Source organism: Neobacillus rhizosphaerae (genome assembly GCF_050477885.1).
GTDB lineage: Bacteria > Bacillota > Bacilli > Bacillales > Cytobacillaceae > Neobacillus > Neobacillus rhizosphaerae_A.
Genome location: NZ_JBCNAC010000086.1, coordinates 1 through 13,557, shown reverse-complemented (window position 1 = coordinate 13,557; position 13,557 = coordinate 1). Strand labels below are relative to the sequence as shown.

Below are 13,557 nucleotides of genomic sequence, written 5' to 3'. Positions count from 1 at the left end.
ATGAATACCTACTCGAATAGCCTAAATATGTATGGAATAAAAATTATACCTCCCACGATCACTGAAAGAACAGCATAAAGGAATACAGCCCCTGCTGCTATATCTTTTGCTTGTTTTGCGAGAGGGTGGTATTCCTTCGTTATGAGATCAACCACCCGTTCAATTGCGGTATTTATTAACTCTAAGGAGAACATACCGCCAACAGCGAAAAGGATGACTATCCATTCCATTCTTGTAATTGAAAAGTATATGGAAAAGAGAATGACCACTATCGAGCTGATCAAATGAATCCTCATATTCCTCTCTGAAAGAAGGGCGGTAAGGATCCCTGTAACAGCATATGAAAATGACCCCAGCATTGGATGTGGCTTTCTTTTACCTTGAAAGTCCATACTCGTTAAAAATTTCCTTTTGCAATGTAAACATTTCTTTTTCTTCTTCTTCAGTCATATGATCATATCCTAAGAGATGCAAAAAACCATGTACCGCTAAAAAACCTAGCTCTCTTTGAAATGAATGACCATACTCTTCCGCCTGTTCCCTTGTTTTAGAGACAGAAATGATGATATCTCCTAAAATTCGAGGCATATCAACACCCTTTAGCTCCACTTCACCTTCGCCTAGTTCTTCCATAGCAAAAGAAATAACGTCTGTTGGAGTGTCCTTATCGCGGTACTCTCGGTTTATTTCATGGATTCTTTCATTTGTAACGTATGTTACAGACACTTCACTATGTTCTTCAATATTTAGTTTTTTAGCGGCAAACGCTAATATCCTTTCCACTTCAAGCATTTGTTCTTCAGATAATTCATTCGTCTCGTCAGCACAATCAATTAGTAAAGTCATGCTTGTTTCACCTTCTTCTTCGTCATTTCTGGATATTCAATCCTTGAGTGAAATATCCCTTTAAGTGTTTCACATAACGTATGAGAGACAGTCTCAATTTCTTTTAACGTTAGATCACATTCATTTAACTGACCATCTTGAAGCCTGTCTGCAACAATTTTCTTAACAAGTGATTCAATCAATTCTGGCGTAGGCTTTGACAATGAACGAACAGCGGCCTCTACACTATCTGCAATCCCTACAACGGCGGATTCCTTTGTTTGTGCCTTCGGGCCGGGATAACGGTAATCATCTTCCTTTATAGCTGTCTCATCTTGAAGAGCCTTATGATAAAAGTATTTCAATAGGGTTGTTCCATGGTGCTGTTCAGCAATATCAACAATTTCTTTTGGCATATGATATTTTCTCAGTGTATGAGAGCCATCAGTGACATGCGCAATAATAATATTTGCACTTTTATCCGGCGGTAGACGGTCATGCGGATTTTCTAAATGCATTTGATTTTCTATGAAAAAGTTTGGTCGTTTCGTCTTACCGATATCATGATAATAACTTCCAACTCTTGCTAAAAGCCCATTCGCCCCTATCGCCTCACAGGCCGATTCAGCTAAATTGGCCACCATTACACTGTGATGATATGTACCAGGGGCGTCCATCAGTATTTTCCGGAGCAGTGGATGATTGGGATTAGAAAGTTCAATCAGCCTCATTGTTGATAATATTCCAAAACTAGCTTCAAAAAAAGGTAGGAGGCCTATGGTTAATACCGCAGAGCCAATTCCTGAAACAAGAGCTGTAATGAAGTAATATCCATATTCAACCCCAGAATACTGACCATTAGGTAGGAACATTAACGCTAAAATGGTTAATAGATTGACTAGAGCAGCAAAGGTACCTGCCTGTAAAATTTTCGAACGCTGATTTTTTTTGCTTAAAAATAAAATCCCTGCTATAGCACTAAACAAAATGTAAATGCCTTCAGAAAAGTTTAACGTTCCTGCCATTCCCTCATTAAAAAGGACGCTGCCACAAATCGCCATAATAATGGACATAAAAATCGCAAGCTTCTCGTCAATTAGGATCTTTATTAGCATGCCCCCCATTGCAGCAGGAAATATATAGCCAATCCCCGCAAAATTAAATATTTGAAGCATGCTTATTATTTTCATAATAAAGATGGAGAGGATAAAGATAATCCCAAATAACAGAAGGTAGGTCTGTCTTTTCTCAGGTAACGATTTCATTTGATAAAAGTAATAGTAAATGGCTGAAATAATAATGGTGACTAGCACAATTAATCCGATAAACGGTTTAAACGATTTTTCTGTGCTTAAAAGCCCTGCCAACTTAAGTTGACGATAGATATCTTGCGTAATTAATTCCCCTTCTTCAACAATAACCTGACCTTGTAAAATTTTTACAGGTTCTACACTTTCGACCGCTTGATTTCGCAGATCTTCTGTTGCTGTTGGGTCATAAAATTCATTTTGAATAATAGCATACCTACCAAGCTCAATCGAGGCCATTCTTAGACTTTCACTAAGTGTTGTATATTTTAACTCCTCTTCAACTCTCTTTTTTGCATTTTCTACTTCATCTGCAGAGATCCTTTTAGTCATTACATTGTTAATTGCCGTAACTGTCATATCTCTTGCAATAGATAGATCATCATTATTCGCTTGCACTAATGCAGTTAGAATTTGAGTAGAGAGATCCTTTGAAGCACTAGACGTTAATTTAGCTTTTAATCTCGTTACCTTATCCTCCGCACTTGGCTCTTCTTTTATGGGAGTATCTTCTGTTGCCTGTTCAGCCAGCTTCTTCAATTCCTCTTTCATTTCATTATTTACATCAATGGCTGATTGAAAAATGGAGGTAATTAAATCCACTCGATTTTGAGTATATTCTTTTTTTAATGTATAAACGTCTTGTACTTGGTCAAGTGCATCTTTGCGTTTATTTTCGGTGCTTTTTTTGTCCTCTACTGTCCCAGGGGAACGAATGGTTTTTTCAGCAACAGAAAATAAGCTTAATTCTAATTTTTCCGGCTTAACATTATTGTACATTGCTGAAAAAAGGACAGAGCCTAATACAAAGAAAAAAAGTAAGCGAAAAAAGGTAATATCGAGCAGCTTTCGGATACGTATAAAGTGTTGCTGTAGTTTGTCCAATTAACTCCCCCCGACCACGCAATAAAAAATTCTTTGTGATTCCACAAAAAAATACAAATTACTACTTACACGTGTGCTTTATGTAAAATGATAACAGTTTTTCTGGCAACTTTCACGTTTAATAAAAAAAAAGAGGATAAACCCATATGGTTTACCCCCTTGCTTACTTTTGATTGGCTGTCTTTTCATAGGCTTGAATAATCTTACCAACTAATGGATGGCGAACAACATCACTTTGTTCTAAAAACACAAAGGAAATACCATTTACATTTTGCAATATCTCTTCAGCGACAATTAGGCCAGATTTAGCACCTTTCGGCAAGTCAATTTGGGTTTGATCACCGGTAATTACCATTTTGGAACCAAAACCTAGCCTAGTCAAAAACATCTTCATTTGTGCATGAGTTGTATTTTGTGCCTCATCCAAAATAACAAATGCATCATCCAATGTACGGCCCCTCATGTATGCTAATGGAGCTATTTCTATGGTTCCCCGTTCAATTAATCTTTGGGTATGTTCCACGCCTAATATATCATTAAGCGCATCGTACAAGGGTCTCAAATAAGGGTCGACCTTTTCCTTTAAGTCACCAGGCAGGAAGCCAAGACTTTCCCCTGCCTCGACAGCAGGACGGGTTAAGATGATTTTATTGACGTTACCATTTCGTAGCGCGTTGACAGCCATAACTACGGCTAAATAGGTTTTCCCTGTTCCTGCCGGTCCAATCCCAAAAACAAGATCATTTTTTTTAATAGCCTGTACATATTGTCTTTGTCCAAGCGTTTTAATTCTAATGGTTTTCCCTTTAACGTTTTTCCCAATTTCTTCTTCATATAAATTAACGAAGTAATCAAGTGTTCCCTTGTTTGCCATTTGAATAGCGTATAAAACATCTCTTTGGCTGATGTTAATACCCTTACGAATAACGAAGATTAATCTGTCAATAATTTCTCCTGCCATCGTGACCTTTTCTTCATCACCTGACAAGCTTACAGATTCTCCTCTAGTAATAATGGATACACCGAGCTCTTGTTCAATGGTTTTTAAGTTTTGGTCCGAATTACCGAGAAGCGTGATGGCCTCTGCCGGGGTTTCTAGCTGAACATTAATGGTTATTAATTTTTCTGTCATTCAGGAGTCTCCTTGGAAATTGGTTGTCCTACCGCAATGTTTTCAATTATCTTAAAATGGATATCTAGTATAACTTTACCATTTTCATTTACCTTGTGTAAAATTTTTTCATCTTTTATAATAGCATCTTCATCTAAGTGACTTTTTATTTCTTTTTTTGCCATTTCTAACGCAATTTCCTCAGCCTGTTTAACCGTATAGGTTCGAGTAATTTCCTCGCGTTCACGCAACGTTGTGTTTACGTAAGAAATCGGTAATTCCCATTTTAAAAAATGGATTTTATGAGTATTCTCCTCTGTTTCATATTCACTAAACTCTGGCTTACCAAAACCCCAAATAGGTACTTTCATATTCCAAAGCAAAAGGGAGTGCTTTTGTTTTTCCTTCCCATTATATACCTTGAAGTTGCTAACTAGTGGTAATTCAACGTGGCTCTTATACCAGGTCTCACCCCAAACCTCTCCTTTTGCTGCCACCAATTCTGGACTCTCTTCTTGTCCAAACGAACCAGAAACGAGTAGTTGTCCAGCTTCAACATGATCATGAATGTCTACAACCTTTTGGCCTTCTTCAACAAACATTTTTACAATTATAGCCTTCTTTTTAGCAATTAAATTCTGAGGTGATAGGATCTCCGGTTTTTTGGGCTCATTTTTTTCTACTACTTGAAGATGATAGGTTGTCCCTTTTAGTTCCACACCGACCCATGTTAGCGCACCAATATTATTCGTTAATTTTCTTTGTATCCCTTCCACATTATCTACAAAAAATTGGACCTTGCCTATTTTCACCCCCATCTTGTCCAATTCTTTGCGAATTTGATACTCCGTTGCAGGTTTTGCCCCCTTAATCTCAATTCCCCAAATGACATTTGACAGAAGAAATATAAGGAGTAAAAAAGTAGCTGCTCCAATTAAAAAGCCGCTATTCTTTAACAATCTCCGTAATAGGAACGGCGCACCATTTCTCTGTAAAAAGGAGATCGTACATTCACTTTTCCTGGCATATTTTCTGATTCGGAGTGCATCCTGAAGTCTCATCTTAAATGTTATGGTCTCAGTACCATGGCGTTTTACATTCCAAATATGTAGACCATTTCTTATTAACACATTTATAAACCGCTCGAGCCCCTTTCCTGAAACTCTAACGGTAACCCTGCCATAAAAAAATTCTATCCACTGGTTCTTCATTTTGTACCTCCTGGGTTATCTGTTATATAAATCACCTGATCAATTTTTCCTTGGAGTAAAATCTCTTCAGTTAAGATCGTTTTAATAACAAAAGATTTACCCTTTATTAATAATTGACCTTGTTTTAACAACAATCGGAGTTCTTTATCAGAAAATGCCAGAAGGCCGCGATGGTTTTCTATATATATATGAATTTGTCCTATCATCGTAATTCGCGGCAAATCCATCATGACATCTTGAGGAAGATCCATTTTATTAGCCATCCAGTTTCGAACCCGCCCGGCCCATTTTTTTGCCATAAAAAAAGAACCCCCTTTCATCTCATATTTATGAAAAGAAAGGGGGTTCTAGCACATTTTTTTCTATTTAGATTATATGTTGCTTTAAACTAATCCATTTATCTTCTTTTTGATAAATAAGGTCTTTTTGCACGTGGTTCACCAAGAATTTCCGACCAAATGATTCCATTAACAAACGTATTAACATCTGGATTTTCTAGAGCAACAGGTTTAGTTATTTCCTGATGTTTAATTTTCGTTGCAGGTTCTATTACTCGTTCAGCCTGTTGCCGAGTTGCTGCCATTCTAGTACGACTAGCTTCTGACTCTTGCCTCACTTGAACATATTCATTTTCAAGATTTTTCAATAAATTTTTCGGCACTTCCATATGAGTATTCGTTTCAACGGAGAAGGTTTCTCTTGGTTTTTCTTTGGTAAATTCATCAAAAAGCGTTCGAATATCTTTCATGTTTCCTACTGAAAAAGGCTTATTTCCTGCCTTTCCTTGGGTACCTTTTGTTTTACCAAAGATTGTTGAGATCACGCCGACAATTATCAAGAATAGTATCGTTTCCAAATCCTACCCTCCTTTTTTAATTGGGCTTTGTTAAAATGGCTGTTGATTTCCGCTCCAGGCGCTTCGCTTTCCGTGGGCGTTTCGGCGAGCCTCCTCGGCGCTTGCGCCTGCGGGGTCTCCCCTGAACCATACTCCCACAGGACATTGAATAAGCTTCATTGAATCTACACCGCACGAAGGAAATGCGATAGCATTTTCGAGGATCTTCGTGCCTTCCGCTCCAATCAACAGGGTGTAAAAATCAACACTTATCTTTAACACAGCCTTTTTTATAAAAATTGCATAAAAAAAATGGATCTCCTTATGAGACCCATCAATAAAAAGTAATGGCAACAAAAAAAACGATGAAAAGGAGTAAAGCAAAGAAGATACCGTAGGCTAAAAAAATTGGATTTTTAATATAGGCATGCTTTTGAACATGTTTTTCAATTTGAGTGTCCAGATTCCCTTCAACCACTTTCTGCTGTCTACCCAACACCAACGTATAAATTGCCGAAACGGCAAGAATGGCAATAATTAGAACTCCAAGAATATTGATAAAACCCATAAACAAAACCCCTTTTTTAATGAAGTGTTCCGTATTAACCGGCTGTAGTACCCTCTTCATTAAAATGCCACTAGAGGAATCTTTCTATTCAACTGTGTGTTTAAAGAAGTTGAACGTGTTCAAATAAATATTGGTACGAGATATCAATAAATAGATATTCATTCCCGTTTATTGGAAAGGAAAAAGTCCGAATAGTTTCACCTGTTTCAATGTCACAATATAAATCAGACAGAATACCTTTTTGATCATGACGCATTTTTATTATGTTTTCTAAAAAATAGGGACGCCAACTCCAGTTTTTATTCAAATATTCAGATTGGCTAATCCAGCCATTTTTATTTTTAAAAATATTTGCTGACTTTTGAAACCCATCTTCGTCACAGATATACATCCTAAATGCCACTTGATCCATTTCTTTTATCAAAACCTGAAAAAGTTCTTCATAACTTGCTTTTCTGTTTTTTATCACTAACTCTTGAACCTTTGCTTGAAAGTTTTCTGCAGTAGTAAAAACAGCCTCTAACTTTTTCTTTTCATAGGAGATAAAATCATGAAATTTTTCTTTTAACCGATGCTTTAATAAGTCCCGTTCAATGAACTCAGGAGATGGTGGGTGTAAGTAATATCCCTGATAATAGTGACCACCATTTTTCCAAGCAAATTGCAGCTGATAACTCATTTCAATATTCTCAAACAAAAGAGTAGCTCCTATTTTCCTTGCAAAAAGTGACAAGGAGAACAAGACATCATTATAGTTCATACCTGTTGACGTCGATTTGAGCGGATGTAAATTAATCTTTAATATATCTGGATTAAGCTGACCTAGACGTTCAAAATAATGACTTTCACTGTCAACACTAGCTATGGCAACTTTAATACCATATGTCCGGTAATACTGCAGAAGATGGTCAAATTGATCCACATCCCCATTGTAATGACGATCAGAGATTTCCAAAACTATTCGCTGAAGATTTAACCCTCTTTTCTCAAAAGCTAAAAGCTCCTGTAAAAATGGCTCACCATGTTTATACATTAATAAATCGGCATTCCGATTTAAAAACAAACGGATATCAGGATCAAGTTCCAGTATTTTTTCAAGCGCCTTCTTAACAATTAATAAATCCACTTCGTATTTATATTCATCAGGTATCTCTTCGTCTTGAAAAAATGGACCCAAGCTTATTATATTGCCCTCAGATTGGTATCTTCCTAAAACCTCATAGGCTATAACCCGCTGTTCATCGGCACTAAAAATCGGCTGAAAATAAGGAAAGCAATTTTCAACATCCGATAGGATATCCAAAGCATCCATCTAAGTACCTCCAAAAAATATTTTTCATTATACCATACGCGTACGTGCCGTTTCTCGTTCTTTTCCAAAAGGATACCATTATAGCAACATAGATACAATCACATCCTACATACAAGCCCTTTAAAAATGATTTTAGAATTCAGCGTTTATAGGGCAGATGGTGATACCAAAAGATCAACGCTTTAAATTAGCGTTAAAGGAGGAATATTTTTGAAGAAGCTTTGCTTGGTAGCCTTACTCCTTCCAATGTTTGGTTGCAGCCATTTTAATGCGTATACAAATTCTAGCTCTAACATAGAAAAAACAGAGTCTAGAGTTCCGATAAGTAAAAATTCCGAAAACAAAACACAGACGGTTCCTATAAGCAATAAATCAACTACCATAACCAACGTTAAAGAACAATTAATAAATGTAAAAAACAAGCCAATAAATAGTAATTCTGTTAGTGCTCCACCTAAAAAAAATTCTACTATGCTTAATGTCGTTTTAATAAAGCAAAACCCTGAGTTGCGTTATGGGTGTGAAGTTACAAGTTTAGCGATGGTTTTGAATTATGCAGGCGTGAAAACCAATAAAATGGATCTTTACCGCTCCATAAAGAAAGATCCAGATCCTATTATTCGATCAACTAAAGGAGACATACTGCGCTGGGGAAATCCTGCTGATGGATTTGTTGGGGATATGACTGGTCGACGAGCAGGGTATGCCGTTTTTGACAAACCGATGATTGCATTAATTAATCAAAAACTACCGGGAAGAGCGGTTAATTTGACAAACCAGCCCTTTGAAAAAGTATTAGAGCACGTAGCCGCGGGTTTTCCAGTTGTAGTCTGGACGACTGGAGATTACCGACTCCCTGATCGGTGGGAAGGCTGGTACCATGGAAAACAATACATCAAGACACCACTTGATTTACATGCAGTAGTGTTAGTTGGTTTTGATGCCAATAACGTGTATTTAAATGATCCACTATCAGGTAGAAAACAGGTTAGAGTCGGTAAAACACAGTTTATATCCTCCTGGAAGGCCCTGCAAAGTCGGGCAGTAAGTTATAAATAAATAATAAGGCAGCCAAATTGACTGCCTTTTTTTATTGTTTATTAGTATCTTTTGAACCCAATATGCATAAAAACTACCAAGTACCTTTTTCACTTGCAATATGGGGTAATATTATAGACAATTTTAAAGAACCCCTTTAAGTCCAATAACAGAAGGCTGGTAGAATAATGGCTAAAAAGCAGACGAGGAGAACATTTCTAAAACGATCATTCGGTTCATTTCTTACCGTTCTCGGAGTGAGTTCAGGGGGCTATCTTTATGCTAATCGCATTGAGCCTTCATTACTCGATATCCAAGAACAACAAATAAAACATTCGTTAATCCCTAAAGGCTTTAATGGTATAAAGATCGTCCAATTTAGTGATACCCACCTTGGATTTCAATACACTCTTTCTCAATTTAAAGGGTTAGTCGATAAAATAAATACCCTACAGCCAGATATTATAATATTTACTGGAGATTTAATGGACGAGCCAAATAAATACACGGAAATGAATAAACTTGTAGGTCTTTTAGATAAATTACACGCCCCACTTGGAAAGTATTGTATATTTGGCAATCATGATCATGGTGGCTACGGGTCAGACATTTACCGTAATATTATGGAAACCACTAATTTCAACGTCTTACTAAATGAAGCAAAAGAAATAAAACTAAAAGATGGAAGTGCTATCTTTTTATTAGGAATTGATGATGCCATGTTAGGGAGGCCCAATTTACCTCTTGCCTTAAAAGATGTTCCTAACGATTGTTTTAAAATCTTACTTTCACATGCCCCAGACCTTGCCGAAACAGCTGCACAATACCCGATTAACTGGCAAATAAGTGGCCACAGCCATGGTGGACAAGTTAAACTTCCCTTCATTGGTCCGCTTGTTATACCGCCTTATGCCAAAAATTATCCAGAGGGACTTTATACCATAGGAAAAAGCCACAAGTTAACTCTATATGTTAACAGAGGCATTGGAACTACTAGATTACCTTTTCGGTTTATGTCCAAACCAGAGCTAACCATTTTTACATTACTCTCAACAGAAGACAAATAAAAAATCCTTATCAAAAATACAAATGATAAGGATTTTCTCGTGTTTAGTTTCCAGTATTTTTTTTCAAATATTTCTTTTCAAGCTCTTCAACAGGAAGTGGTTTAGAGTAAAAATATCCTTGAATTTTATCACACTTCGCCTTTGCTAAAAATTCTACTTGTTGTTGATCCTCCACACCCTCAGCAATCACTTCCAAACCTAAACTTTGGCCTAAGTGAATAATTGACCTAATAATAGCAGCATCTTTTTGATCTACAAGAATATCCCTAATAAAGGATTGATCGATTTTTAAGCCATCAATAGGAAATTGTTTTAAATAGCTTAAGGATGAATACCCCGTTCCAAAGTCGTCAACCGAGATGGATACCCCTAGGTCCTTCATTCTTTTTAAAATAGGAATTGTTTCTTTTGTATCCTGCATGGCCCCTTCAGTAATTTCAATCCCTAGAGAAGATGCTTGTATTCCATAGGTTTGGATCATTGATTGAATGAAAGGAACTAGGTTTAGATGCAGGAATTGTTTAGGTGATATGTTTATTGCTACACGAATATTCATATATCCTAAGGAATTCCAGATATGAATTTGTTGACAAGCTTTTTCAATTACCCAATAACCTATTGGGATGATTAGCCCCGTATCTTCTGCCAATGGAATAAATACATTAGGTGAAATAAACCCAAATTCACTATCTTTCCATCGTAGCAGGGCTTCAAAACTTTTTACTTCTCCTGTGGCGATATTAATCTGTGGCTGATAAAACAAAGACAGTTCATCTTTTTCAATAGCCTTTCGCAGGTGTGTCTCTAACGTAACCACATTGGAAAAAGCAGAATTCATATCAGTACGATAAAATTGAAAATGTGCCTTTCCTCTTTCCTTCACACGATAAAGTGCCTCGTCAGCGTTTTTAATCAGCATCTCCGCATCATTTCCGTCATCGGGATATAAGCTTATACCTATGCTGGGTGAAATATAATATTCTTGGGTATTTAAATAAAAGGATTGTGAGAAAACAGAAAATACTTTTCTTACAAAAGAACTAGCTCTTTCTCGATTAGCCGCGAGCAAAAGAACAGTAAACTCGTCACCACCTTGACGGTAAATATAGCAGGTATCACTTTGGAATTGAGATAATCGATCAGCTACCTTTTTTAAAATCTCATCCCCTGCCAAATGACCGAGAGTATCATTAAGGAACTTAAACCTATCAAGATCAATTGAAATTAAAGCAAATCCTTTTAATTTATTTTCAGGTGAATGAATTTGATCATTTAATTGTTCAAGTAGGGCTCTTCGATTTAATAATCCTGTTAATTGATCGTGAAAAGCCATAAATTTTATCATTTCTATATTTTTAACTTTTTCTGATAGGTCTTTTAATATCACATATAGCCCTTTGATTTCGTTATGAATGACAATCGGAACTGTTTTAATATGGACAATAAGTAAATAGCCTTTCGAATGAATAACCTTACAATCATGTGCCTCAAGTGCTATTCCAGTACAAGAATTCTGTAAGAGCACTTTAAATTTCTCTATATCCCTTTCATTTATCATGTCGTAAATGGATCGATTGATCATCTGCTTTTCTGAGTATCCAGTTAAAAGGGAAGCAGCAGGATTGGCTTCTAGAATTTTCCCTTTCAGGTTAATTGTAAAAATTGAATCATGGTTATGTTCTATAATGGATCGATATCTCTGCTCACTTTCAATAATTTTATTTTTCTCATTTAACCATTCAGTCACATCTCTTGTGACTGCAACAATATAACTAATGTCATTGTCTTGATCCAAAACTGGAGTTAAGAGCGTTTCACCATAAATTGTTCTTCCATCATTTAATTCAAATTTGTCGTCGAAGGTTATGACTGTTTTTCTTTTTAATAATTTCTCATATTTTTGCTGAAGGGAATTTGCGAATGAAGGGGGCAGCACTTCGTGAAATGTCTTTCCAATGGATTCAACAGAAAGGTTAGCTTTTTTCATGCCAGATTCGTTGACAAATATATATCGAAATTGTGGTCCTTCTTCCACTTTCATTACAAAGACCATATCTTGAATGTGCTGAAAAATAATATCAAAAATAATTTTCTGTATTTTTCCGCCGGCTTTGCCAGAATCTAATTCATTCGTTAATAAATTATTTAAATGCTCCATTAAATCATCCTTCAGCTGAAAAAATTCTGATTTCTTACAATAATGTTTTTACATTCTAGTATTTCTATTTTACAATGATTTTAACTGAATGAAAGTAATTTATTGAAAATAATGATTATTTCGCTAAAATTTTTTTAGACCTATATATTGCTGGGTTTCTATTTTTTAAAAATAGAGGTATAATATAGTTGCTTTAACAAAATGAAAGGAGAACATACTTTGAATCACGACCAGAAATATCCCCTATCCAAACTAAATCTAACCATCGAAAACCTCGCTCAAGCAGTCTTTATTGTGAATCGCCATGCAAAAACAGCAACTAATCCCAAATTCTTGTACAAATTGAAACAGGAATCACTAAAAAAATTAATCCAAGAGGGCAAGGCAAAAAAAGTAGGACTCCACTTTTCAGAAAACCCTAGAAATAGCCAACAGCAATCCGATGTGCTCGTTGAATGTGGCAGATACACCTTCCATATTCCTCCCACTAAATCTGATTTCCATGAACTTCCCCATCTTGGTAAACTTGATGGACGTGTAAGAAATCCCAAGGCGACACTTTCACTTAGCTTTGCTAAAGCTTTATTGCAAGCCTACACAGGGATATCTGAAATAGAAAATCCAGCATCCATGTCAAAGAAAAATCAGCGACCATACCAAAAACCTATATTCAAGAAATTAGGGGAAAGATATTCTTAATAAGTAAGAACAAGGTGACCAAATACCCCTGGTCACTTTTTTAATTAATATAAGGATTCTTAAATTCGCTATAACTTCTTGATAGTTTTGTGAACAAAATCACAAATCAATAGACTCAGATTAAAAATCGCATTACAATACAGTCATAAGAAGTTATTCCAAAACATTAGTATAAACTTTAAAAGAGGTGCTTTTAATTATGAAAGGAACTGCCATTCTATTCCAGGAGCAGAACATTACATTTATTGAAGATGTTGAACATTCCTTTTACGAAGAAATAAAAGAGCAATGTGGTTGTGAACATTGCAGCTGCAAGCTTGATGAGAAGGTCATCGAATTCGGTTCTGTGTCACCTGTATTCTGGCATGAAGATGAAATAGACTGGGATTACGGTTATTAATCATACTCTTTAATTTGATATAAAATTCCCCTCCCCCTAAAAAACGGTCTGAGATCACTCAGACCGTTTTTAATTGATTGGCTATGTTAAAGCATTATGTTGATTTAACATACCTGTTGATTGGAGTGGAAGGCACGAAGA

The 13,557-nt window shown here is 36.1% G+C and carries 14 protein-coding genes; 4 read left to right on the top strand and 10 right to left on the bottom strand.

Annotated elements, in window-relative coordinates:
* Positions 1-8 precede the first annotated feature (8 nt).
* From ABES03_RS11435 to ABES03_RS11395, 9 genes are all read right to left on the bottom strand, one after another.
* Positions 9-392, bottom strand: a complete 384-nt coding sequence (locus ABES03_RS11435) for a diacylglycerol kinase family protein (RefSeq protein WP_430117416.1) — start codon at positions 390-392, stop codon at positions 9-11.
* Positions 376-846, bottom strand: coding sequence for an rRNA maturation RNase YbeY (gene ybeY, locus ABES03_RS11430; protein WP_430117415.1), 471 nt, complete (start codon positions 844-846; stop codon positions 376-378). The genes ABES03_RS11435 and ybeY overlap by 17 nt, the downstream gene beginning before the upstream one ends.
* A complete protein-coding gene (locus ABES03_RS11425; protein WP_430117414.1) occupies positions 843-3,017 on the bottom strand; it encodes an HD family phosphohydrolase in 2,175 nt (724 codons plus the stop codon). The genes ybeY and ABES03_RS11425 overlap by 4 nt, the downstream gene beginning before the upstream one ends.
* 163 nt (positions 3,018-3,180) lie before the next feature.
* Positions 3,181-4,149: a PhoH family protein gene (locus ABES03_RS11420; RefSeq protein ID WP_430117413.1), complete on the bottom strand. Its 969-nt coding sequence runs from the start codon at positions 4,147-4,149 to the stop codon at positions 3,181-3,183.
* Positions 4,146-5,339 carry a sporulation protein YqfD gene (gene yqfD / locus ABES03_RS11415; RefSeq protein ID WP_430117412.1) on the bottom strand — a complete coding sequence of 398 codons (1,194 nt, stop codon included), beginning with the start codon at positions 5,337-5,339 and terminating at the stop codon, positions 4,146-4,148. The genes ABES03_RS11420 and yqfD overlap by 4 nt, the downstream gene beginning before the upstream one ends.
* On the bottom strand, positions 5,336-5,638 hold the full coding sequence (gene yqfC / locus ABES03_RS11410) for a sporulation protein YqfC (RefSeq protein WP_430117411.1): 303 nt from the start codon (positions 5,636-5,638) through the stop codon (positions 5,336-5,338). The genes yqfD and yqfC overlap by 4 nt, the downstream gene beginning before the upstream one ends.
* Before the next feature lie 98 nt (positions 5,639-5,736).
* Positions 5,737-6,195, bottom strand: a complete 459-nt coding sequence (locus ABES03_RS11405; protein WP_430117410.1) for a hypothetical protein — start codon at positions 6,193-6,195, stop codon at positions 5,737-5,739.
* A 313-nt stretch (positions 6,196-6,508) separates the two neighbouring features.
* The gene (locus tag ABES03_RS11400) at positions 6,509-6,802 is read right to left on the bottom strand and encodes a hypothetical protein (protein ID WP_430117409.1); all 294 of its coding nucleotides are present in this window, start codon (positions 6,800-6,802) and stop codon (positions 6,509-6,511) included.
* 40 nt (positions 6,803-6,842) lie between these two features.
* A complete protein-coding gene (locus tag ABES03_RS11395; protein ID WP_430117408.1) occupies positions 6,843-8,054 on the bottom strand; it encodes an EAL-associated domain-containing protein in 1,212 nt (403 codons plus the stop codon).
* A 210-nt stretch (positions 8,055-8,264) separates the two neighbouring features.
* Between ABES03_RS11395 and ABES03_RS11390 the strand changes: the two genes are divergently transcribed.
* Both ABES03_RS11390 and ABES03_RS11385 read left to right on the top strand, forming a co-directional pair.
* Positions 8,265-9,113: a C39 family peptidase gene (locus ABES03_RS11390; protein WP_430117407.1), complete on the top strand. Its 849-nt coding sequence runs from the start codon at positions 8,265-8,267 to the stop codon at positions 9,111-9,113.
* A 167-nt stretch (positions 9,114-9,280) separates the two neighbouring features.
* The gene (locus ABES03_RS11385; RefSeq protein ID WP_430117406.1) at positions 9,281-10,159 is read left to right on the top strand and encodes a metallophosphoesterase; all 879 of its coding nucleotides are present in this window, start codon (positions 9,281-9,283) and stop codon (positions 10,157-10,159) included.
* A gap of 43 nt (positions 10,160-10,202) precedes the next feature.
* On the opposite strand, the gene ABES03_RS11380 is transcribed toward ABES03_RS11385, so the two are convergent.
* The gene (locus ABES03_RS11380; RefSeq protein ID WP_430117405.1) at positions 10,203-12,317 is read right to left on the bottom strand and encodes a sensor domain-containing protein; all 2,115 of its coding nucleotides are present in this window, start codon (positions 12,315-12,317) and stop codon (positions 10,203-10,205) included.
* Between the two features lie 201 nt (positions 12,318-12,518).
* On the opposite strand from ABES03_RS11380, the gene ABES03_RS11375 reads away from it, so the two are divergent.
* Both ABES03_RS11375 and ABES03_RS11370 read left to right on the top strand, forming a co-directional pair.
* On the top strand, positions 12,519-13,016 hold the full coding sequence (locus tag ABES03_RS11375; RefSeq protein ID WP_430117404.1) for a YkyB family protein: 498 nt from the start codon (positions 12,519-12,521) through the stop codon (positions 13,014-13,016).
* Between the two features lie 199 nt (positions 13,017-13,215).
* Entirely contained in the window at positions 13,216-13,416 is a 201-nt protein-coding gene (locus ABES03_RS11370; protein WP_430117403.1) for a hypothetical protein, read from the top strand.
* The last annotated feature ends 141 nt before the right edge of the window (positions 13,417-13,557 follow it).